18 protein-coding genes and 3 pseudogenes are annotated in these 21,357 nt (G+C 61.3%); 15 read left to right on the top strand and 6 right to left on the bottom strand.

Annotated features, from left to right (window positions below):
- Positions 1–295 precede the first annotated feature (295 nt).
- The 3 genes and pseudogenes from HV670_RS24470 to HV670_RS24460 all read right to left on the bottom strand — a co-directional run bounded on the left by HV670_RS24470 (position 296) and on the right by HV670_RS24460 (position 1,521).
- Positions 296–433 (bottom strand): hypothetical protein, encoded by a 138-nt coding sequence (locus HV670_RS24470; RefSeq protein ID WP_425511463.1) that lies wholly within the window; start codon positions 431–433, stop codon positions 296–298.
- A 50-nt stretch (positions 434–483) separates the two neighbouring features.
- Positions 484–669: pseudogene (locus tag HV670_RS24465) on the bottom strand (universal stress protein); the annotation flags it as partial.
- A gap of 147 nt (positions 670–816) precedes the next feature.
- The gene (locus tag HV670_RS24460) at positions 817–1,521 is read right to left on the bottom strand and encodes a ferritin-like domain-containing protein (RefSeq protein WP_246257901.1); all 705 of its coding nucleotides are present in this window, start codon (positions 1,519–1,521) and stop codon (positions 817–819) included.
- Positions 1,522–1,553: 32 nt separating this feature from the next.
- On the opposite strand from HV670_RS24460, the pseudogene HV670_RS24455 reads away from it, so the two are divergent.
- The 3 genes and pseudogenes from HV670_RS24455 to HV670_RS24445 all read left to right on the top strand — a co-directional run.
- Positions 1,554–2,420: pseudogene (locus HV670_RS24455) on the top strand (zinc-binding dehydrogenase); the annotation flags it as partial.
- A 455-nt stretch (positions 2,421–2,875) separates the two neighbouring features.
- Positions 2,876–3,478 (top strand): tyrosine-type recombinase/integrase, encoded by a 603-nt coding sequence (locus tag HV670_RS24450; protein WP_175107589.1) that lies wholly within the window; start codon positions 2,876–2,878, stop codon positions 3,476–3,478.
- 413 nt (positions 3,479–3,891) lie between these two features.
- Positions 3,892–4,353 (top strand): YMGG-like glycine zipper-containing protein, encoded by a 462-nt coding sequence (locus HV670_RS24445; protein WP_246257900.1) that lies wholly within the window; start codon positions 3,892–3,894, stop codon positions 4,351–4,353.
- A gap of 446 nt (positions 4,354–4,799) precedes the next feature.
- On the opposite strand, the gene HV670_RS24440 is transcribed toward HV670_RS24445, so the two are convergent.
- Together HV670_RS24440 and HV670_RS24435 are read right to left on the bottom strand one after the other, a co-directional pair.
- Positions 4,800–5,645, bottom strand: a complete 846-nt coding sequence (locus HV670_RS24440) for a hypothetical protein (RefSeq protein WP_175107587.1) — start codon at positions 5,643–5,645, stop codon at positions 4,800–4,802.
- Positions 5,646–5,817: 172 nt separating this feature from the next.
- Positions 5,818–6,825 carry a hypothetical protein gene (locus tag HV670_RS24435; protein ID WP_246257899.1) on the bottom strand — a complete coding sequence of 336 codons (1,008 nt, stop codon included), beginning with the start codon at positions 6,823–6,825 and terminating at the stop codon, positions 5,818–5,820.
- A gap of 750 nt (positions 6,826–7,575) precedes the next feature.
- Here HV670_RS24435 and HV670_RS24430 point away from each other — a divergent pair.
- From HV670_RS24430 to HV670_RS24400, 7 genes are all read left to right on the top strand, one after another.
- On the top strand, positions 7,576–7,749 hold the full coding sequence (locus HV670_RS24430) for a hypothetical protein (protein WP_175107586.1): 174 nt from the start codon (positions 7,576–7,578) through the stop codon (positions 7,747–7,749).
- A gap of 338 nt (positions 7,750–8,087) precedes the next feature.
- On the top strand, positions 8,088–8,972 hold the full coding sequence (locus tag HV670_RS24425) for a peptidyl-prolyl cis-trans isomerase (protein WP_175107585.1): 885 nt from the start codon (positions 8,088–8,090) through the stop codon (positions 8,970–8,972).
- The gene (locus HV670_RS24420) at positions 8,969–9,997 is read left to right on the top strand and encodes a HupE/UreJ family protein (protein WP_175107584.1); all 1,029 of its coding nucleotides are present in this window, start codon (positions 8,969–8,971) and stop codon (positions 9,995–9,997) included. The genes HV670_RS24425 and HV670_RS24420 overlap by 4 nt, the downstream gene beginning before the upstream one ends.
- A 43-nt stretch (positions 9,998–10,040) precedes the next feature.
- The gene (locus tag HV670_RS24415) at positions 10,041–11,990 is read left to right on the top strand and encodes a DUF3604 domain-containing protein (RefSeq protein WP_175107583.1); all 1,950 of its coding nucleotides are present in this window, start codon (positions 10,041–10,043) and stop codon (positions 11,988–11,990) included.
- A gap of 186 nt (positions 11,991–12,176) precedes the next feature.
- The gene (locus tag HV670_RS24410) at positions 12,177–13,646 is read left to right on the top strand and encodes a patatin-like phospholipase family protein (RefSeq protein ID WP_175107582.1); all 1,470 of its coding nucleotides are present in this window, start codon (positions 12,177–12,179) and stop codon (positions 13,644–13,646) included.
- Between the two features lie 320 nt (positions 13,647–13,966).
- The gene (locus HV670_RS24405) at positions 13,967–14,827 is read left to right on the top strand and encodes a DUF2092 domain-containing protein (protein ID WP_281362458.1); all 861 of its coding nucleotides are present in this window, start codon (positions 13,967–13,969) and stop codon (positions 14,825–14,827) included.
- A complete protein-coding gene (locus tag HV670_RS24400; RefSeq protein ID WP_175107580.1) occupies positions 14,827–15,639 on the top strand; it encodes a hypothetical protein in 813 nt (270 codons plus the stop codon). Before HV670_RS24405 ends, HV670_RS24400 begins: the two co-directional genes overlap by 1 nt.
- Positions 15,640–15,704: 65 nt before the next feature.
- Here HV670_RS24400 and HV670_RS24395 read toward each other — a convergent pair.
- A pseudogene (locus HV670_RS24395) lies at positions 15,705–16,076 on the bottom strand (UvrD-helicase domain-containing protein); the annotation flags it as partial.
- A gap of 901 nt (positions 16,077–16,977) precedes the next feature.
- Between HV670_RS24395 and HV670_RS24390 the strand changes: the two are divergent.
- From HV670_RS24390 to HV670_RS24370, 5 genes are read left to right on the top strand one after another with little or no spacing between them, the layout of a single operon-like run.
- The gene (locus tag HV670_RS24390) at positions 16,978–17,760 is read left to right on the top strand and encodes a COG4705 family protein (RefSeq protein ID WP_175107579.1); all 783 of its coding nucleotides are present in this window, start codon (positions 16,978–16,980) and stop codon (positions 17,758–17,760) included.
- Between the two features lie 26 nt (positions 17,761–17,786).
- Positions 17,787–18,239: a hypothetical protein gene (locus tag HV670_RS24385; protein WP_175107578.1), complete on the top strand. Its 453-nt coding sequence runs from the start codon at positions 17,787–17,789 to the stop codon at positions 18,237–18,239.
- Between the two features lie 16 nt (positions 18,240–18,255).
- Complete coding sequence (locus HV670_RS24380; RefSeq protein ID WP_175107577.1) at positions 18,256–19,014, top strand: COG4705 family protein; 759 nt, start codon at positions 18,256–18,258, stop codon at positions 19,012–19,014.
- 25 nt (positions 19,015–19,039) lie between these two features.
- A complete protein-coding gene (locus tag HV670_RS24375) occupies positions 19,040–19,705 on the top strand; it encodes a response regulator transcription factor (protein ID WP_175107576.1) in 666 nt (221 codons plus the stop codon).
- Entirely contained in the window at positions 19,681–21,051 is a 1,371-nt protein-coding gene (locus HV670_RS24370; RefSeq protein WP_175107575.1) for an ATP-binding protein, read from the top strand. The genes HV670_RS24375 and HV670_RS24370 overlap by 25 nt, the downstream gene beginning before the upstream one ends.
- The last annotated feature ends 306 nt before the right edge of the window (positions 21,052–21,357 follow it).

The raw sequence follows: 21,357 nt of genomic DNA, 5'->3' as shown, positions 1-21,357 counted from the left end.
GCGCTGAGCGAGCTACCAACGCGCGTGCAGGCCGCGGCGCAGCAACTGAAGGATGCGACAAGGATCTATGCGGACGCGGTTCAGCGCCTGTGACGTAGCGTCCTGAGCTACATTGTGGAATGTGCGGACCCGTATGCCAAGAACAGAAGTATTGCAGGTTCCAGATTACGTTGACCTGTTGTCGCTACCGCCTCGGCGTCCAGTGTGTGCGGTGTCACGGTCGCCTGCGTCTGAATCACGATGCCGGACCCGCCGACCGACGTCGGCCCGCGACGAGTGCTGTCTGTTAAATAAGTCAAGGCGTGATCGCGACCTTCAACGCGCCGTCGCGCTGATGGCCAAACAACTCGTAGAACTTCTCGATGGCGTCGAGCTTGAAGCGGTGCGTGACCACCGGGGCGAGATCGACCCCACGCGAAACAGCATGCGCCATTTCCTGCTCTCAAGTATCGAACAAGAGAATCCGATTCCGCTCATTCAGGGTCAAGAGTCCAGCCTTGGGTGAGCAAGCAACAATGGGGTGTGAGTGATGCGCGCGGTTCGGGCTGCGACGCTTCCGAGAAACCAGCGAGCGAGACCGCGTCGACCGCGTGTGCCGACGACCACCAGGTCGGCGTGCCACCGCTCGGCCTCGCGGACAATCGTGTGGGGCACATCATCACTTGTCAGCATGTCCGCCCTCGGCAACGTTCAGGGCGCCACCAGGACCGGCGTCTTCCCTCTTCGGTGACTCCTCCTGAGCTCAGGCTGATTTTCGCTTCCGGTCACCATGCAAGACCGGCAAGCGGTTCCCCTTGACGGCAGTCGCGACTGCCATCAGATCGACTTGAGGCGCTCATGTTGAGCGTCCCGTTCACTCCGTTCGGGAAGAAGCCGCCCTTGACCGCCGCCGCGCTCGTCAGGTAGACGATGTTGAGCACATTTGCGTACTTGCGGCTGAACGAGGCCGTTGTTGTCGAGTGGAACGATATTGGACGAGCTCGGCGTGGCGCCGGTAATACCCTGGTCGTCGGTGCCCACATGATCGAGGCCGCCACGCGCCTTCGATATCGCATTCGCCGACGTGACGAGGCTGCCCATGGCAATACCCTTCGAGAACAACAGGGTGCGCACCAGACCCGCAGGATAGGCTTCCGCGGAAAGAATGCCGGCCGCCGCTTCGAGATAAGTCTTGTTGCTGATCAGCGGCGATGCGCCTTTGTATGCAGTTACGCACACGTCCTCGAAGATGAACGCGCCGAGCAGGAAGTTGTTGTCGTTAAGATAGGGATTGAACGCGACGCCGGCGCCGACGAGTCCCGCCGCATGTGCCGCCGACGAGAACGCTCCGGTCGGATCGGTACCACCGATGTCGATCGCCGGTTGCGCGATCGCCGCTGAGTCCAGCGCGGTACGCAGGAAGTTGACGTGCTCGAGTTCGTCCTTCGCGATCTCGTTGGCGTATGGCTGGACCACCGGGTCCTGAAACGGCACCTGTTGTCCGCCGATCACCGTGCCCATCGTGCCGACGCCGGCAGTCATGCTGCCGGGCAGGCCTGCACCTGTCGTCGCGAACGGAGGGCCAGCGCGTGATCGCTGGCGCGATCTGCCCCAACTTCAACTCCTACGCTGCGATGGACGGCAACCCCTCACAAGACGGCAGCTACCTCATCCCCATGGGCTTGTGCGGCTGTCACGGCTACAAGGCAACGGCGGGCTGGCGCTTTGGCAACCTTATCGATGGTACGCAAGCTGAGTACGTGCTGGTGCCCGATGCCCAGGCGAACCTCGCCCCGATTCCGGACGGCCTGAGCGACGAGCAAGTGTTGATGTGCCCCGACATCATGTCGACGGGCTTCAAGGGAGCGGAGAACGCCAATATCAAGATCGGCGACACCGTGGCCGTATTCGCGCAGGGGCCCATTGGCTTGTGCGCCACAGCAGGCGCGCGGATGCTGGGCGCCACCACCATCATTGCGGTGGATGGCAATGACCAGCGACTGGCCGTAGCCAGAAAGATGGGGGCCGATGTCACGCTTAACTTCAAGAAGTGTGATGTGGTCGATGAAATCATGAAGCTGACCGGCGGTCGTGGCGTCGATTCATCAATCGAGGCGCTGGGCACGCAGGCAACGTTCGAATCGTGCATGCGCATTCTGAAGCCGGGCGGCACACCTTCCAGCTTGGGCGTGTACTCGTCGGACCTGACCATCCCGTTGTCGGCATTCGCCGCTGGTCTGGGCGAACACAAGATCAATACCGCGCTATGCCCGGGCGGGAAGGAGCGCATGCGCCGCTTGTTGAACGTGGTGGAGTCTCGCCGCGTTGACTTGGGAGCGCTGGTCACCCATCACTACAAACTCGACGACATCGCCGCTGCCTACGACCTCTTTGCCAACCAGCGCGACGGCGTGCTCAAGGTGGCCATCAAGCCGCGCTGAAGACCGAGCCTGGGGCGTGTGTTCCCGGTCTCAGGCTGCCTGCGCCGGCACGGACGGCCTGATGCACTCCGCATGCAGTTCGATCAACCTTTGTATCGCTGGCAGAGAACTTTATGTAACGGTTGGTTCGCTCGCTGGTGTGCGGGGTATCCAAGCGTCTGGCACGGAACGCTTTGGCGCTGCTGACTCGTCTTGGTCAGCGGCGACCATCACCCCGCCCGTGTTTGGTATAAAAACCTGTGAGCGCCGATTCGACTACATGCAACAGTTGAGGTTATCTCGAAGTAGTGCGGGTCCGGGCGTGCGAGCAGCCGCTATTCACCGAGATCCGGACATTCGGAGAAACTGGCTGAAGCGCAGCAACGGGTCGGGAATCGCCCCCACGGCAGTAGCGCAGACTGAGTCTCCCTTCCCTTGAAAGGAGATCGTCATGGAAGCGAATATCAACGGCAGCAATGCCTCGCGTGCCGTGGAACAAGGACAAGTTGACGGGGCAGAAGCCGCCGCTAAAGCTCAGGGAGATCTGGGCCATCCGAATCCGCCTGCAGCTGGGGGCGAAAACGCGCGATCTTGCGATGTTCAATCTGGCGATAGACAGCAAGCTAAGGTCGTGCGACCTGACGAAACTGCGAGTGCGTGACATCTGTCTGGGCTCGCGTGTAGCACCGCGTGCGACTGTCATGCAGCAGAAGACGCAACGACCGGTGCAGTTCGAGATCACCGAACAGACGCGGGATAGCGTGGAAGTTTGGATGAAGGCTGCGGGGCTCTTGCCTTCAGACTTCCTGTTCCCGGGCCGGATTCACGCGTCGCCCCATCTATCGACGCGTCAGTACGCCCGGCTCGTGCATCGCTGGGTACGGTCGATTGGGCTCGACGACACGGCATACGGCACGCACACGATGCGCCGGACGAAGGCATCGCTGATTTACCGTCGTACAAAAAACCTTAGAGCCGTGCAGTTGCTGCTTGGTCATACAAAACTTGAAAGCACAGTTCGATATCTCGGCATCGAAGTCGACGACGCGCTTGAGATGGCCGAACAAACCGAAGTCTGAGCAGCGGCTGGCCGGGCAGCAATCGGTCGCTGTCCGGCCACTCTGAGACGCTCGCACACGGGGTGTGGCCGTCCGCTAGCGGACCCGCAAGAGACGATCGTTGATGACGCTCGCCTACGCCCAACGGTTGTTCAGACTGGCCGTTCTGTTTCATCACCACCAGCGGGGCTGGCGCAGACTCTGCGGCCACCAGTGGCTATTGTCATCAGGGGAATCAGTGCAACTGCGGTCATTTCGCCCTCCAGCGTTAGCGACACACGAGACGCTGGTTACGTGCAATGGATCGGGAGGTCGTTCGGTGTTCGGGTCTTGCGTCTAAAACACGAGATCAGCAGATTGGATGGGATTGGACTACAACTCATTTAAGCGTTGGGCTTAACACGAGGAGACGTTATGAACGCGTCCACGAAGCGTTGTCTACGTGCGTCCATCCGTCCATCATCGCGGTCATATCGTTAAATGTAATCGCGCAGACCAGGCCAATTGCCTACCCGGCCAAGGGCCAGAGCCCGCAGCAGCAGCAAAAGGACGATGGGCAATGCTACTCCTGGGCAAAGAGTAATACTGGCATCGATCCGGCGGCGGTCGCGGCTGCTCCCCCGCCACCAGCGGGGCCTGCGGCAGGCGGTGGTGAGCGCGTGCGTGGCGCGGCGCGCGGTGCAGCAGGTGGTGCGGCGATTGGGGCAATTGCGGGTGACGCACGCAAGGGTGCTGCCATAGGGGCAGTGGCCGGCACGATGTCGGGCGGTGCACGCGCACGGCAGAACCAGAAAGCGGCCCAGGCATCGGCACAGTCACAAAGCCAAGGGGCCATGGATACCTACTATAGGGCGTACGCCGCGTGCATGTCCGGACGGGGATACACGATCCAGTAAACGACAAGAGCGCCCAAGGCCATACGACAGGACTGATTCTGAGCGACCACGAGCGAAGAACTTCAGGAATGACGACCAGTTGGCGCCGGCGACATCGCGACCGAGAAACCTGCCGGGAATCTGATCGTCCCTGCGCCTGCGTGATGTGCTACGCGTTGCCGGATCATCTGAGGCTCCTACCGGACCTAGTAATGCTGCGCAAGCGATCAATGCCTAGAAACGCACGGCAAGCCCGAACGACACGAGTCGGGGCACACTGTTCTCGAAAACCGGCAGCAGCTCAGATCTCATCGACGAATAGCTCGATCGATACACTTACAGAGAGCTTGTGTGGAACGCTGCCAGTGTCGTTCGCCTTGATCGAGTGCGGGCCCGGTATGGGCCGGAACGAAGTGTCGTCGCGCCAGGTCCGCGGATGAAATCGCTATGTGCGCGAGGCCGCTTGGTCAAGCAGGTCCGACTGCGCGCGAGAACCGGAATGTCACACTCCGCGCCGGACCGTTCAGGCGTAGCGTCTGCACGAGCTGATCGCCGGAACCGCGGAACTCCAGATAGCGGTATGAAAGTGTGATGTCGCCCCACTTCATCGCGTAGCCGATGCCGGCCATCGCCTGCCAGGTGAGGTCGGACGTGCCGGTGCCCACGTCGAGGTAGAACGGCAGGTACCAGCGGCCGTCGGCAGTCAGCGAAGCGCGGCCGCGCACCCCGACAAAGCCGTCAAAGATCTCCTCGCGTTGCGACGCGTGGATTTGTGGATTTAAACCCGGCCCGGGTCCACCGAAATTTGCCTGGAGCGACGCGTCGAGAGAGCTGCTTACGCTAAGGTAGCGGATGCCCGCAATCGCATCGAGGCTTGCGCGCGGCAGTTGCGGGATCGTGTGGCCGCCGCCCAGCTGGATCAGTCCGCCTTTCAGGCTCGTTTCGCCACTACTCGTCAACTCGCGCTGGAAAACGCTACTGCCTTTCGTGCTCACCGCGGTTGAGTGGCTTCCGAAGTTCAGGTAGATCGCGTCCGCAAGAATGCTCCAGTCGCCTTGGCGCGCTTCGCCTTGCAGCATCGCGGCAAACCGGAGGTTTTGCAGGTAGTTGTACGGGCCGGTCGAGGCATCGGCCTCGCCGCCGCCCGGCAACGGAAAGCGCAGGGATCCGCCCACATTCGGCAGCCAGAGATAAGGCGTCAGCGCGAAGTGCCACTGAGTATCGGTGTTGATTTGCGGCAACCCATCGGCCCACGACGACGAACTCACGAGTGCGGCGCAAACAAGCGCGCCTTGAAGCAGTCGATGGCACATGACATACCCCCCCGGGGAGCAATTGAACGTAAAGTGCACTTAAGCGTGTCGCATCGGGGCGCAATTCTCGAAGTATTCGAGTAACCCGATTAGCTCTTTTCCTTGTTCGCAGTCGTATGTGTTTTCAGTTCGCCTCATCATGATCCTGCTGAGTTCCCGATATGGGTTACGGTTAGAAGCTCACTGCAAGACCAAACGCCACACCGTGAACATTGCTTCCGAAGACATATCGCAACATCGCGCGTGTCCGGGTGATGATCACTGGGTATTTGCTGCTATCGAGTTCAAGTCCGACGCCTAGCGAGGTGAGGTTCTTGAACCCGAGTACACCGGCACTGTCGCCAAAGTAGTGCGAGTACGCGGTTTCAAGTACGTAGCGAACTGGCTTGTCCAGCGCGTGCATGCCTGTGGGTGCGCGCCAGCGCGCCCACAAGCTAAGTTGTTGCGCCGTTGCTGAGCCCTGTACGGCTGGGGAGGAACTCCCAAAGCTGCGCAGGAAGATGTCGGTGGCGCGCAGCTCAACATCGATTTCATGGTTCTCGCGATAGTGCTCGTAGTCGAGCATCAGAGATCCACCATAACCATAGGCATCCAGTGCGCCGTTTTCCAGGAACTGGATATTCTTGTCTGTTGCGTGATTGAGAGCCGTTTGCGAGACCCTCAGATCGCTCGCGACCCGGCCGAGTGTGCCGTTCAGAATCGGACGGAATTTCAGTTCATCAGTGATCGGAAAATCCCAGCCGATGCCGATGGTCCCGCTGAATGTATTCCACTTCGCCGGGAGCGAGCGGCGATCGGTGCCGTCCGTGGCGACGAAGGTCGGATCGTAGCGGCTGTACGCGGCAGTCCCTTCCAGATAGAGCGGGAACGATTTGCTGATCGTGAAGCCACTGCCAAGTTGCGTCTGACCGAACCCGGGGTTGCCAGTGGCCCCGTTGTTGATCGCCAGGGAACTGGTCGTGACGTCCGGAACGGTTGTATACGTCATGATGTTCAGTACACCATCGGCGAGCTTCTTGACATTGGCTGAGAGTGTTGCTTGGTTCGACAACTGGCCACTTGCCCCTGGCGCTGTCTGCGCGTGACACGCACCAGGTAGGAGGGCGGCAGTGAGTACGGCCCAGGCAAAGGACAACGCCCGGCGCACGCGAATGTCTAGTTTTGGCACGGTCAAAGGCATCCGCTTCTGGTCAGTTCGGGCATACGTGCGGCATGGCTGCATACCTGTGCGGTTGCTCAGCGACGATGGTGCACGTCACGTCAGGCCCGTCCTGGCCGGCTCACAGCACTTCTGCGGTGCATTCAGAGAAGGCGAAGTAGAAACGTACGGCGTATACCTCGTGATCCGCCGGGTTGCTATGCGGGGATGACGCAGGCCTATGAAAGATATCTTCAGAACAGGGTGCAATCAATTGGACCAAAGTCCAATTGATTGCGGCCCTCAGCGAGCAAGATACTGATTACTCCAACAGTAGCCGGAGGAGTGGCGGGTCGGCGGTGCGAACGCTGCGCCTTGCGCGGAGCATCGGCCTGCGCCACGATCGGCTTGCCCCTGACCGATCCTGCGTTGGACTCATGGATCAACGCGGGAACAGGAATGTGAGAATCACGCGACCTCCCCAACCGATAAGTCCGTTGCGTAAACGTAATTGTCTCTAGCCGGTTTGACGAAAGAGGCGCGTTGAAGCAACGCGCGCTGAGGAGGGGCGGCAGGACCCTTGGCGCGGGCAGCTCGCTCGACGCGTCGGTCAATGCAAGCCCTTGGGGACCTGGATCGGGTTTCAATTCCCAAATCCACACTCGCAACGGCGAGATATCTCTGACGGCCTTGTCGGCGTGCGCAGTCGCGTGTCGCTGACGGGTGACGGGTGACAGCCGCTGGTACCTGCCGTTCTACCCTCGACGTGGGTACCGGCGCCTCGGACGTCACTTGGCAGCGATGGCGGGCGTCGGTTACGCAATGAAGTGGGGCGGCGTCAGTCTGTCATATCGCTTTCTCGCGTTCTACGGCTCGAGTGACCAGCTCGTGCAGACGCTGCGATTAAACGGCCCGGCGCTGAGCGCGACGGACAAACGATGGGCGCGGCTCGGCGGCATTGGTTAATCAGACCCACTACATAGCGATTCATGACCTTCACCGCATAACGTGCGACTAGGTGCAGGTTCAAGTCCCAACGGGGTGGGACTAAAGTCCAATAGAAAGAACGCAGTAGTGCATCTACAGTGCGAGGCAATGGCGCTTTTTCTGACGCAACTCGTGCATGGGACGACTCGCGGCGTAAGAGCAGTCCGGCGGTGTCTCGATCCACTCGGTAGCTGTTGTCAACCGACCGAGCGACTTTGCCTGGCGCGAAACGCGACTCCGAATTCTCAATTGGCAACCTGCACTGAAAGACGATCTGCCTTGCTAAAGACTAATCATTGAAAAAGGTGGAGGAATCAATGACAAGGGCAAACGTTCGGACGCTTACCGTGCGGCCGCTGCGGGAGCCCTTTGTCCACTTCCTGATATTGGGCGGCGTGCTGTTCGGCTTTTACGCGCTGCTGCAGCCAAAGCACGCGCCGTCGGGCGATTCACGCCAAGTGGTTCTTACGCGCGGCGACATCGATCACCTGCGGCTCGGTTTTGCAGCGCAGTGGCGTCGGTCTCCGGGCGCAGATGAGATGCAGGCGCTTCTCAACGATCGCATCAACGAAGAGATCCTTTACCGCGAAGGCCTCGCGCTCGGACTAGACCGCGACGATACCGTCGTGCGCCGCCGCCTTGCACAGAAAACCCAGTTCCTGTTGCAGGATGTCGCCGAGCTGCGCGAACCGACCGCCGAGGACCTTGCGAAATATCGAAGCCAGAACGCTCAGCGCTATTCACAAGGCCCGCGCTGGACCTTCGAACATGTCTACTTCAGCACAGCGAGCCGTCATGAGCACGCTGTACTCGATGCGAAGGAGGCGCTGGCGAAGCTGCGGCGCGCGCCAGACGATGGCCAGGCGCCAACCTTGGGCGATGCCACGCTACTCGACTCACAGCAGATCGCCCAGAGCGAAAAGCAGTTGCGCGATCTCTTCGGTCCCGACTTCGCGAGCGCTGTCACCACCGCGTCGGCGTTGTCAGTCGGAGCCTGGACAGGGCCCTTTCGATCGAGCTACGGCTGGCATCTGGTGCGACTGGAATCGCGCAGCGAGCCGCCGAGTGAAGACTCCGCCGAACTCGACCGCCGCGTGCGGGCCGACTGGGCAGAAGATCAACGGCGTGAACTCGATGCGCAAAGCATGGCCCGGTTGCGAGCCCGCTACAGTGTCGTCGTGAACGACACACCGAAGCCATGAAGCCGGGCGGTTTGCTGTCGTCGTGGATACTCCGACTGGTACTCGCGGCAGGTGCGTACGCACACGGGATGCCGGTTTTGGCGCACGAGGTGCGTCCGGCCTATCTAGAAATCACGGAGTCGACACCTGGGCGCTTTGCGGTGCTGCTAAAGCTCCCGCAGGTGGGCGATCAGGTGTTCGGTCTTGCTCCAGTCTGGCCGGATCGCTGCAGCGATGCTTCGGCGCCGAGTCGCGAGTTGCTGGGCCATTTCGCAGTCGAGCGTCGGCTGGTGGACTGCAAAGGCGGACTGGCCGGTCAGCGCATCGAGATCGATGGCCTAGCTACAACGATGACCGACGTACTCGTGCGCATTCAGTTTCTCGACGGCCGCGTGCAGACCGAACTGCTGAAGCCAACGCGGCCGACTCTGGTTGTGGCCGAGCGCACGTCAGCCTGGGACGTAGCCACCAGCTATTTCGCGCTCGGTGTCGAACACATTCTCACGGGTGTGGATCATCTGCTGTTCGTATTGGGGCTGGTGCTCATCGTCAAGGGCGGCGCGAGGCTGGTAAAGACGATTACAGCCTTCACTGTCGCTCATTCGATCACGCTCGCGCTCGCCACGCTCGGCGTTGTGCACGTGCCGCAGGCCCCTGTCGAGGCCGTGATCGCGCTGTCGATCGTGTTTGTCGCCAACGAAATCGCCCAGCGCGACCGGTACGGCGGGGCCGTGGCGACCCGCCCCGGCTTCACTGCCCGTCTGCCTTGGCTGGTGGCATTCGTCTTCGGTCTGCTGCATGGTCTCGGCTTCGCCGGCGCGTTGACCGAGGTCGGCCTGCCGCAGGTCGACATTCCACTTGCGCTGTTGACCTTCAACCTCGGCGTGGAAGCCGGGCAATTGAGCTTTATCGCGGCTGTGTTCAGCGCGATGGCACTTGCACGCCGGCTTCGCTGGACGGCGCCGCGTTGGTGGAGCCCCCTCCCGTCCTATGCCATCGGTACGCTCGCCATGTTCTGGGTCATCCAGCGCGTGACAGCGTTCTGACGAATGAACCCATGACGAGCCACGACAATCACGAGAGAGCACCATGAGCGCACCTAGACTTTGTACAGTTGCTGCACTGGCCGCCCTAGCCACACTACCGTTCGGGCGAAGCGCCGCAGCGGCCGACCCGTTGACCACTGACATCGGCACACTCGATCACGAAAGCGCGGAGAAGGCGTTTTCCGCGGCCCCCTACTCACCGTATGCGGGGCGCAGCTTCCCGACGCGCCCTTTCTTCGGCGACACCCATTTGCACACATCGTTCTCGATGGATGCCGGCGCTTTCGGCGCTCGTCTCGGGCCGAAAGAGGCCTATCGCTTCGCGAAGGGCGAAGAGGTCACCGCTTCCAGTGGGCAGCGCGCAAAACTGTCCCGCCCTCTCGACTTCCTTGTCGTTACCGATCACTCCGACAACATGGGTTTCTTTCCCGACTTGCTCGCCGGCAAGCCGGAAATGCTGGCCGATCCGACCGGGCGCCGCTGGTACGACATGGTGCAGGAGGGAAAGGGCGCCGATGCCGCCATCGAGATCATCGTCGCTTTCTCACAGGGGAAGTTCCCGCCGGCTTTGCTGTACAGCCCGGGCAGCACAGCCTACCGGTCAGCCTGGCGCGAGACGATCAAGGCGGCTGAGGAGGCGAATGATCCGGGGCGCTTTACCGCGTTCATCGGCTACGAATGGACTTCCAACACCGGCGGCAACAACCTTCACCGCAACGTGATATTTCGTGATGACGGCCGGCGCGCCAGTATGGTCGAACCCTTCACCGTCCTTCCACCGCTTGGCAGCGATAACCCGCGTGATCTGTGGAAATGGATGACGGCCTACGAGCAAAAGACGGGCGGCAACGTGCTGGCCATTGCGCACAACGGTAACCTGAGCAACGGGCGCATGTTCCCCGTCATTGAGTCCTTCGGCGGCAAGCCGATCGATCGGGCCTATGCGGAAACGCGCGCGCGATGGGAGCGGCTTTATGAAGCCACGCAGATCAAGGGCGACGGAGAAACCCATCCTTTCCTGTCTCCCAACGACGAGTTCGCCAGCTTCGAGCGCTGGGACAAGGGCAATCTTGATCTGAGCGAGCTCAAGAAGCCCGAGATGCTGCAGTACGAATACGCGCGCTCGGCCTTAAAGACCGGGCTCAAGCTCGAACAGCAGCTCGGCGTGAATCCGTATAAGTTCGGCATGGTCGGCTCGACCGATGCTCACACCGGTCTTACGGCGGTGGAGGAAGACAACTTCTTCGGCAAGACCACGAGCTCAGAGCCGAGCAAGGACCGCGCGACGCACCCCTTCGTCAAGACTGACAAGGCAGTCATCATGGGTTGGGAGCAGAGCTCGTCGGGCTACGCGGCGGTCTGGGCCAACGAGAACACGCGCGAATCGATTTTCGACGCGATGCAGCGCAAGGAGGTTTACGCGACCACGGGTCCGCGCATGGTGGTGCGCTTCTTCGGAAGCTTTGACTTCGAGGCCTCCGATGCGAAAACGCGCATGCCGGCCACGATCGGCTACCGCAAGGGCGTGCCGATGGGCGGCGACCTGCGCGACGCACCGAAGGGCAAGGCGCCGACCTTCCTGGTGGCAGCGCTGAAGGATCCGATTGGCGCCAATCTCGACCGCATCCAGATCGTCAAGGGCTGGCTTGACCGGCGGGGCGAATTACAGGAGAAGATCTACGACGTCGCGTGGTCGGATAAGCGCACGCCCGGCGCCGACGGCAAGCTGCCGCCCGTGGGCAATACCGTCGACGTGCCCAATGCCAGCTACAGCAACTCGATCGGCGAGCCGGAACTCATCACGGTCTGGCGTGATCCCGATTTCGACGCCGGCTCGCGGGCCTTCTACTATGCTCGGGTGATCGAAATCCCGACCCCACGCTGGACGGCTTATGACGCGAAGTACTTCAAGGTCAAGATGCCGCCCGAGGTACCGACGATCATCCAGGAGCGCGCCTATACATCGCCGATCTGGTACACACCGCGGTCCTGAAAAGCCGGTTCGCCCACAACGAGCCGGCATCAGCAGATGCAGCGCTCGCCAACGTCATGCCCCCAGACCCGACGCTACGCCCAAGCCGAGCGCGGTGGCGGTGGCTTTCGTCGATAGCCCATACAGCTTACTGCCGAGAACAACCATGGCAACCTTGCGTAGGACGGGGACCGATCCGGAGGACCCATGACTCGTTTGCCGACGCCGCTATGGCTGGTACTTGCATTGTTGCTTTTAGTCGGCGGCTGCGCCAGCCGTCCGATCAACCGGCCGATTACCCACGCCGATCCGAATTCCGGCTATCGACTTGTCACGCGCCCGCAGTATTTGACGGCCGACGAAAACCTGGTGATCCTGGCCTTTTCGGGCGGCGGCACACGTGCTGCCGCCTTCTCGTACGGCGTCCTCGAGTTCCTGCGGAATACCGAAGTCGTCGGACCGAAAGGCAAGTCACGCCTGCTTGACCATGTCGGCGTGGTCACCGGCGTGTCGGGCGGAAGCTTTACCGCGCTCGCCTATGGACTCTACGGTGACAAACTCTTCGACGACTATGTCCAGCGCTTCCTCAAGCGTGACGTGCAGGCGGAGATCACTTCCCGCTCTTTTAGCCCGACCTACTGGCCGTCACTCTGGTCAAGCGGTTGGGGCCGTTCGGAACTAGCGGCCGATCTATACGACGAGATTTTGTTCAACGGCGCGACGTTTGGCGACCTAAATCGCGGCAATGGTCCGTTCATCATCGTTTCGGCCACTGACATTTCCACCGGCGCCCGCCTGCCTTTTACGCAGACCACCTTCGACGCACTCTGCACGGATCTGAATGCGATACGTCTTTCCCGTGCCGCTGCCGCATCGTCGGCAGTACCGGTGGTGCTCTCGCCCATTACGCTCAACAATTACGGGGGCACTTGCGGCTACGTGCCGCCCGCCTGGATCAAGCCGTTTGTCGACTCCGTCGACCCGCCTCGACCTGCCGCACGCGCCACCCGCCATCTGAAGGAGGAGGCGGAGTTCGAGGACGGTGTCAACCGGCCCTACATCCACGTCGTGGACGGTGGCGTTTCGGACAATCGCGGTATGCGAAGTGTGCTGGATTCCCTGGAGATCATGGAAGCGCTGCAGTCAATTGATCAGCCCACGCCACTGGACCATATACGTAGGATCATCGTCTTTGTTGTCAATTCACTGTCCTCGCCGAAGACAGAATGGGACAAGTCGGAAGCCCCGCCGGGCCCACTGCAGATACTGGTAAAAGCGGCGGGCGTTCCGATCGATCACTATTCCTACGAGGCGACTGAACTGTTGAGGGACAAACAGGCACAGTGGCAATCCATGCGCCGAATCCGGGAGTCGCTCGCATTTTTCGCGAACAAGGATCGGGCGATAACCACGGCGTTGCGTACGCCGGACACGTCGATCTACGCCATCGACGTGTCGTTCGCCCAGTTGACGGATCAGGCGGAACTGGATTACCTGAACGAGCAGACCACGTCGTTCTCTCTGTCGGGCGAGGCGGTCGACCGCCTGCGCGCCGCTGCGGGGAAGATCATCATGGCGTCGCCCGAGTTCCAGCGGCTGCTGCGGGATGTGGGGGGCCGAATCGTGACCGCCCCGACGCGCGCCGGGGCGGCAGCAACGGTACCCGCCGCGAGGTAGCGCACGCCGGAAAGCCCCGTGCGCTCCTTATGGCCGACCCACTCAATCGGGCCGAGGCTCCTGCCTCCTCGCCGGTCACTGCGATACGCACTGGCGCGTCAGTCGCTCCAAACTTGAATGCATTTGTTCCTGGCCCACTTCTCACGGATGTCGCCCGGGCGCGCTGCGAAGCCACCTGAAACATTGGTCCGTTTCGGTCCGAGCCTGTAGCAAGCAGTGTGGTGATTGGACTAAGGGTCAATAGACAGCACTGCGCAATCGACTATTCTGAAAGCTGGGCGTCAGACTGAAGAAGCACGACGCGGAGAAGGAGTCGGTTCATGCGATTAACCATTGAAGCATGGCGCTGTGCAGCCAGGGCCTTATGTGTCGCGGCGTTCGTACTGACTGCCGCGCCCACCGCCCACTCCGCTCCCCCGCAGAAAGAATCGGCGGCGCGTGCCCCGGCGGCCGAGCCCGAGACCGCTTCGCAAGCCCAGGCTCGCGCGATTCTGATGAACATGGCGGAGTTCCTTGGAGGAATGCCGAGGTTCCGCGTCAGCCTGCGCGCTGGGTACGACGCTGTGCAGCCGTCTGGACAGAAGATCGAGTTCGGCGAAAACCGCACAGTCACGTTGAGCCGGCCCGATCGCCTGCGCGTGGAAGGCGAACGCAGCGATGGTGCAAAGACGCTTACTGTGTTCACCGGCAAAGAGATCGTTCTGGTTGATCTCGCCCGCAAAGTCTATGCGACGGCGGCACAACCCGGCACGCTGGACGATACCGTCGTGTATTTCGTCAGGGATCTGGGCATGCGCCTTCCGCTTGCGGCGATGCTGCTGAGCCGGCTGCCTGCGGAATTCCAGAACCGGGTACGGTCGGTGGACTATGTGGAGAAAACAAGCATCTACGGCATCGCGTCCCATCATCTCGCCGCGCGTACCGACACGGTAGATTTCCAGGTGTGGGTGGCCGATGGCGACAAGCCTCTGCCAGTGCGCATCGTACTAACTTATAAGGCGGAGGCGGGCCAGCCGCAGTTCTGGGCGGAGTTTTCCAACTGGAATCTTGCGCCGGAGATCGATGATGTGACGTTCTCGGCTCAGGTGCCTGATGGCCTGCAAAAAGTCGCGTTCGCAGCGCAGCTTCCGCGCGTGTCGCCTGTGGCTGGCAAGGCATCCGGGAAGAAGGGAGCCAAGTGATGAAAACTGGATCACGGGGTCGTGCCGTTACGGCACTGGTTGCCGCAGTATTCACGCTGAGCCTGACGAATCAGGCGGATGCAAGAGGCGAGAGAGGGGGTGGTGGTGGCGGTGGCGGCTTTTCCCGCGGCGGAGCGGCATCGGATGGAGGGTTCTCCTCCGGCGGCACAACCGCAGCGCAAGGTAGCCCACAGCGCGGTGGCGGCGGCCAGCAGGCAACGGAAAAGCAGAGTCAGGGCTCGCGTCAAGCTACTTCAAGTGCGAATCAGAGTGAGCGCCAGAGTTCCGCGAGTTCGATGCAGGCAAGCTCCAGCCAGAATCAGGCGAGCCGACAGCAGAGCACGAGCCAGAATCAGACCCAGCGCCAGGCTACGTCGAGCCAGAACCAGAGCGCACGACAGACCTCGACGGCGCAAACGACAGGTCAGAACCAGAGTGCCCGGCAAGCCACGGCTACGCAGGCGCAGAACACGCGTGCTTCGACAGTGACCAACGTGCAGAACAACTACAACAGCAGCGGCGGTTGCTACAACTGCTCCGGCTCGAACTGGGACAGCGGCTCTGCGGCGGCCGGATTTGTGGCCGGGGCGGTTGTCACTGGTGCGGTAGTTGCCGCGACCACGCCGCCGCCCGCGACCACCACCGTCGTCGTCGCTGCCCCTGCCCCTGCGCCCGTCGCGCCGCCGTGCAACGTCGCTCCGGTCGGGGTCCAGAATGTGCCGTACTACAAGTGTGGCGCGACCTGGTACGCGGCGGGTTATGCGAGCAGCGGCGTGGTGTACATGCCAGTGCCGGCGCCGCCCGGATACTAATCGCGGAAGGGGCGCGGACAAGTCCGAGTCGCCGGCCTTTGTCGCGGTCTAGAACAAGGCCGTGATCGACACAAAATGGCATCGACTGGCGGTGAGATATTCGGATCCTCCACCATGATCGACCCGATGCCATCCTGGCCGCGAATGGGCGTGCGCTCGCCGAGCAGTGCGAGAACACAACTGGCGAGCGCTGCGAACGTAGGTCCGAAGCGGAAGGATTCGGTGAGCGCACGCTCGGGCACGTCGATCTGGGCCATTGCATTGACCGCGCCGCGCCATTCATAGATTTGCTGGTAGGGGTCGCCGACGTAGATGATCTGCGCGTGGCGCTGGAGACCAAGCACCGAAAGCATGACGCCATCGCTGTCCTGCGCCTCGTCGAACAGGATGAAGTCCGCATCGATACGCGGTTCTGTCTGCGCCCAGACTTTTAGATGTCCTGGAAGTGAGTCATAGCCGCGTCTTCGCTTGGTCTCGTCAACACGCGACGGGACCGAGCCGGCCATTTTTCCACCTGCGACGAAGGCCCTACCTGAGTCCGAAATAGCCGAGTACGAACAGAACGATAACCACGGCTCCTACAAGCCAGATGATGTTGTTCATGACATTCTCCCTAAGTTCGACACCCTTCGTCAGCCGCGCGACGCGTGGGTCGCGACCAAATGGCAAAAAGTCCTGCGGCATCTGACGTTTCTGTCACTAGAAGGGCGTGCTATGTTGCGCCGGTCCCCGACTGTCGCAAATGGTTGCCTTGCGAGAACGCCCGAAAATCGTTGGTGCGCACAGTTGGTAGCCCTATGTTCTCACGACTGACAGGGTATGTCTGTACGGTGGCGGCTATCGACTTCGACCCGATGCGTCAAATCGCAGTTACGGGGCTATTTGGTGTCGCGAACGCGATTAACGATCGACATTCAGTCCCGACGAGAATGTCCAGTTGGCCCACCACCAGATGAGTTACGTTTTCCACACGTGGTGGAAGACCAGCTGCTGCTCACAATTGTCCGAAATTGGCTCAACGGCCGACATTCGGCTGCATGTTGCGTACGGCCGCAGGGGGGCGACTCCGGCCGCCCGCATTGGGCAGTAGTCGGCCAGGAGGCGACCTTCGCCGGCGTCGCGGTTTGGACATTCAGGCGTCGGTTGCGCCTTGGAAGGAGCCATTGAAACCGCATGCCGGGGGTCGCGGTTGGACATTGCGATCGTTCGTGTTGCGGTCGTTTCCGTCTTGAGTGGAGGCTTGATTTTTACACGGCATGACTGTGTTAAACCTATGGCTGGGCTAAGTCGGCTTGTTCACACTCACTGCAAAACCTTTTGAATCGGCAGGAGAACACGATGAACACAATGCCCGTGACCGGATCAGCCGGCTGGCTCAGCAAAGTCCCGGAAATCACGCTGTCGTTCTGGATCGTCAAGATCATGTCGACCACAGTGGGCGAGACAGGGGCTGATTTCCTGGCGGTCAATGTGGGCTGGGGCCAGGGCGTCACCAGTTCCGTCATGGCCACGTTGCTGGTGATCGCTCTCGTCACGCAGTTGCGCGCCCGTCGCTATACCCCCTGGATTTACTGGCTCACGGTCGTACTGGTTAGCGTTGTTGGCACCCAGATCACCGACCTGCTGACCGATGGTCTTGGCGTTAGCCTGTACGTCAGCACGTCCGTGTTTGCAGTTGCACTCGCTGGGATCTTCTTCGTCTGGTACCGGGTCGAACGCACCCTGTCCATCCACGACATAGTGACGCGCAAGCGCGAGCTATTCTATTGGGCGGCCATCCTCTGCACGTTCGCGCTCGGAACCGCAGCCGGTGATCTGGCGACCGAGGCCTTGGGCCGGGGCTTCGTCTGGGGCGCGGTCGCTTTCGGTGCGTTGATCGGCGTCACTTACGCCATCTGGCGCATGGGTGGCAATGCCGTGCTGACCTTCTGGATCGCCTACATCCTGAGCCGGCCTTTCGGTGCCGCGCTGGGCGACCTGTTGACGCAAGCGAGGACCTACGGCGGTCTGGGTATGGGTGCAATGTGGACCAGTGCCCTGTTTCTCTCGGTGATCGTCGTGTTGGTGGCTCTCGCGCAATTCGGCTCGGATGGAAGCGGGTCCGCTCAAGCCACCGAATAACCCTTTCCCATTTCAGAGGAGAAATCATGCCTACGCGGCACTCGTTCACCCGTCCTGTTGTCACCTTGTTGGCCGTGCTGTTCCTGGCAATGACGGCTGGCTGCTCCAAGCCAGCTGAACAAAGTGGCGCAGCTTCCGCGCCTGCCACGACCTCGCAGCCCGCCGCCGCGGCGCAGACCGAGTCAACGTCCAGACTTGGCGATCTGACCGCGTTCCGCAGCATCGCAACCGACGTTGCCACCATCGTGAACAACGGCAATCTGCCGGCGGCGAGGACACGCATCAAGGATCTGGAGGTCGCATGGGATTCTGCCGAGGCAGGACTGAAACCGCGTGCGGCCGATGACTGGCACGTTCTTGACAGGGCCATCGACAGGGCGTTGGCGGCGCTGCGAGCCATTGCGCCGAATCAGACTGATTGCAAAGCGGCCATGGCTGAGCTGCTGAAAACTTTCGATACGCTCCAAGGCAAGGCATAACCCAACCACGACTCCCATGAAAACATCCACAGAACATGCTCTGACCAAAGTCCCCGAAGTCACGTTGGGATTCTGGCTGATCAAGATCGCCGCGACTACTCTCGGCGAAACCGGCGGCGATGCCGTCTCGATGTCCATGAACCTGGGGTATCTGGTTGGCACGGGAATCTTTTCGGCGATCTTCCTGGCCGCCGTGATCGCGCAGATCAAGGCCAAATGCTTTCAGCCCTTTCTTTACTGGACCACCATCATCGCCACTACCACGGTCGGCACAACGCTGGCCGATTTTGCGGATCGCTCGCTCGGAATCGGGTACGCTGGCGGTTCAGGCCTGCTATTGGCCTTGCTGCTCGCTTCGCTCCTTGCGTGGTATCGCACCCTTGGCTCCGTGTCGGTGACCACTGTCAGCTCGTCCAGGGCGGAAGTCTTCTACTGGGTGACGATCATGTTCTCCCAGACCTTAGGCACGGCGCTGGGCGACTGGACCGCCGACACCGCAGGCCTGGGCTACACCGGCGCGGCTGTCGTGTTCGGAGGACTGCTCGCCCTGATCGCGGCAGCTTACTACGGGACCCGGGCATCGCGTACTCTCTTGTTCTGGGCCGCGTTCATCCTGACGCGCCCGCTGGGCGCCGTGGTCGGTGACTTTCTGGATAAACCCTTGAGCGCGGGAGGCTTGGCGCTGAGCCGCTATACGGCGTCGGCCACGCTTCTCGCATTCATGCTGACCGGTATCCTGCTGTTCAGACAAAGGGCAGCCAGGACGGCGCATTGAACATCGAAGACCGGATGGAGAGGCGATGCGGGTATTGCTGATCGAAGACGACCTGATGATCGGTGAAGCAATCCAGGACGCATTAAAGGACGCGTCGTATGCGACCGACTGGATCAGAAACGGACAGACCGCCCTCACAACGCTGGCTTGCCAGCACTATGACCTGGTACTGCTCGACCTGGGCCTACCCGGCAAGGACGGGCTCGAGGTGCTGACCAGCATCCGCGCCATCGACCACCCGGTTCCGCTGCTTATCATCACGGCGCGCGATGGCCTTGATGACCGCCTGCGCGGTCTGGACGGCGGAGCCGATGATTACGTGCTCAAGCCCTTCGAGATGGCGGAACTGCTCGCCCGGATGCGCGCCGTATTGCGGCGCAAGGCAGGGAACGCCGCTCCAGTTCTCGGGAACGGTGTAGTGTCGCTCGACCCGGCCACAAGAGAGGCTAGCGTCAATGGCGGCTCCCCGGTGCAACTGTCCAGCCGCGAGTTTTCCCTGCTGCACGCCTTGTTGGTTCGTCCTGGCGCCATCCTTTCGCGCAGTGAGCTGGAGGATCGGATCTACGGATGGGGAGAGGAAGTCGAGAGCAATGCCGTCGAGTACCTGATCCATGCATTGCGGCGCAAGCTCGGCAGCGAGGTCATCAGGAACGTCAGGGGAGTCGGATGGATGGTCTCAAAAAGCATCTGAACCAGTCGGTTCAGTTCAAGCTGTCGTTCACGCTCTCTCTGGCCATCCTTGTCGTTGCCATCGTCGCTGGCGTCGTTTCGTTCATGTCTGCCTTCGATGAGGCGCACGAACTGCAAGATGACGTCCTACGCCAGGTCGCACAACTGATGGATCGGCAGCACCTGTCGCCTACTCCACCAATCGCCGATGCCCGTCTCAAAGATGGCGACGAAGAATCGCGCGTGATCGTCCAGCGCTTGGGCGATAGCAGTCCGTCTCCTGTAGGCGTGGATGCCGGCGGACTACTACCTTTGCCCACTACGCTGGCTGATGGCCTGTATACGCTGGAGGTGAGCGGCGAGGCGTTCCGTGTGCTCGTCAAAACGACGGCCGCCGGCGAGCGCATTGTCGTGGCCCAGGAATCCGGCTTCCGCAACGAAATCGCCCGAGGCAGCGCGCTACGTACTGTGATGCCCTTCCTGGTTCTGGTGCCGGTTCTGCTGCTGATCGTCGCCGACCTTGTTCGGAAGATGTTCAGGCCGATTGCCACGCTTTCCCGGGAAATCGACCAGCGTGCCGAGCAGGAGCTACATCCCGTCGATGAAAGGCACCTTCCCGTCGAGGTGCGTCCGTTTGTGGTGGCGATCAACCGCCTGCTTGCCCGCGTTGCGCAGGCGATGGATGGCCAACGCCGCTTTGTCGCGGATGCAGCGCACGAACTGCGTTCGCCGCTGACAGCCTTGTCGTTGCAAGCCGAACGACTGGCGGAAGCGCGGATGTCGGGCCAGGCGCGTGAGCGACTCATGACACTGCGTCAAGGCATCGAGCGCGGCAGAAGCCTGCTGGATCAACTCCTGACGTTGGCCAGGGCGCAGTCCGCTGCGGAACCGCCAAAATCGCCTGTGTCTGTCCAGGGCATCTTTCGCCGCGTGCTGGAGGACCTCATACCACTGGCCGAGGCCAAGCGCATCGACATCGGGGTCGAGGGTTTGCAAGACGCCCAGGTGTGGGTCAGTGAGCTGGACATGATCGCCATTGTCAAGAATCTGGTCGATAATGCCATTCGTTATACGCCAGAGGGGGGGCGGGTTGATCTTTCGGTGGGTATGGCGGAAGGGCGCGCCGTGCTGCGCATCGAAGACAACGGGCCAGGTATTCCGTTCGCCGAACGGGACCGGGTTTTTGACCCCTTCTATCGCACGCCTGGCAGCGAGCGGATTGGCTCGGGCTTGGGTCTTTCCATCGTCCAGGCAATTGCCAGTCGCATCGGTGCTGAAATCCGCCTCGACTTCGCAAGCGAAGCGCGGCAAACCGGCCTGATCGTCACCGTCCAGTTATCAGTAATCGCTCCGTCCCAAGCGACCTGATAGTTGTCCGTCGTCCGGATTACCTGCCGCACCAGGAGACGATTTCGACGCAGCCCGCCGAGCTATCGATCGCGACTTCGATCGCGGTAGGCATCGCCATTATTCCGGAAGCGCGGCGAGTAAGCTGGCATCGATTACCGCCGGTGCACCATGTCGAACGCGCCGACGTCGTCACCGTCGCGAACCAACCCGCGCAGTGCGACGCGCGACGTGTCGCAGGTTTCCCAGGTGCGAAGGAATACATACGTGGCGACCGCCCGACCGGTACATGGGCAGTCGCGAATGGCGACTGCGGAGTCGAATACG

The sequence above is a fragment of the Pararobbsia alpina genome (genome assembly GCF_902859895.1).
In the GTDB taxonomy this organism is placed as follows: domain Bacteria; phylum Pseudomonadota; class Gammaproteobacteria; order Burkholderiales; family Burkholderiaceae; genus Pararobbsia; species Pararobbsia alpina.
Note: the sequence above shows the minus strand (reverse complement) of the source record. Positions and strands in the feature narration are given on the sequence as shown.

Bases quoted from the DNA above. Each gene is read 5' to 3' on its own strand.
- HV670_RS24370 (WP_175107575.1), top strand. From the start codon at position 19,681: ATGGATGGTCTCAAAAAGCATCTGAACCAGTCGGTTCAGTTCAAGCTG.
- HV670_RS24440 (WP_175107587.1), bottom strand. From the start codon at position 5,645: ATGTGCCATCGACTGCTTCAAGGCGCGCTTGTTTGCGCCGCACTCGTG.
- HV670_RS24380 (WP_175107577.1), top strand. From the start codon at position 18,256: ATGAAAACATCCACAGAACATGCTCTGACCAAAGTCCCCGAAGTCACG.
- HV670_RS24385 (WP_175107578.1), top strand. From the start codon at position 17,787: ATGCCTACGCGGCACTCGTTCACCCGTCCTGTTGTCACCTTGTTGGCC.
- HV670_RS24405 (WP_281362458.1), top strand. From the start codon at position 13,967: ATGCGATTAACCATTGAAGCATGGCGCTGTGCAGCCAGGGCCTTATGT.
- HV670_RS24450 (WP_175107589.1), top strand. From the start codon at position 2,876: ATGCCTCGCGTGCCGTGGAACAAGGACAAGTTGACGGGGCAGAAGCCG.
- HV670_RS24425 (WP_175107585.1), top strand. From the start codon at position 8,088: ATGACAAGGGCAAACGTTCGGACGCTTACCGTGCGGCCGCTGCGGGAG.
- HV670_RS24415 (WP_175107583.1), top strand. From the start codon at position 10,041: ATGAGCGCACCTAGACTTTGTACAGTTGCTGCACTGGCCGCCCTAGCC.
- HV670_RS24375 (WP_175107576.1), top strand. From the start codon at position 19,040: ATGCGGGTATTGCTGATCGAAGACGACCTGATGATCGGTGAAGCAATC.
- HV670_RS24470 (WP_425511463.1), bottom strand. From the start codon at position 433: ATGGCGCATGCTGTTTCGCGTGGGGTCGATCTCGCCCCGGTGGTCACG.
- HV670_RS24420 (WP_175107584.1), top strand. From the start codon at position 8,969: ATGAAGCCGGGCGGTTTGCTGTCGTCGTGGATACTCCGACTGGTACTC.
- HV670_RS24390 (WP_175107579.1), top strand. From the start codon at position 16,978: ATGAACACAATGCCCGTGACCGGATCAGCCGGCTGGCTCAGCAAAGTC.
- HV670_RS24410 (WP_175107582.1), top strand. From the start codon at position 12,177: ATGACTCGTTTGCCGACGCCGCTATGGCTGGTACTTGCATTGTTGCTT.
- HV670_RS24460 (WP_246257901.1), bottom strand. From the start codon at position 1,521: ATGACTGCCGGCGTCGGCACGATGGGCACGGTGATCGGCGGACAACAG.
- HV670_RS24400 (WP_175107580.1), top strand. From the start codon at position 14,827: ATGAAAACTGGATCACGGGGTCGTGCCGTTACGGCACTGGTTGCCGCA.
- HV670_RS24435 (WP_246257899.1), bottom strand. From the start codon at position 6,825: ATGCCTTTGACCGTGCCAAAACTAGACATTCGCGTGCGCCGGGCGTTG.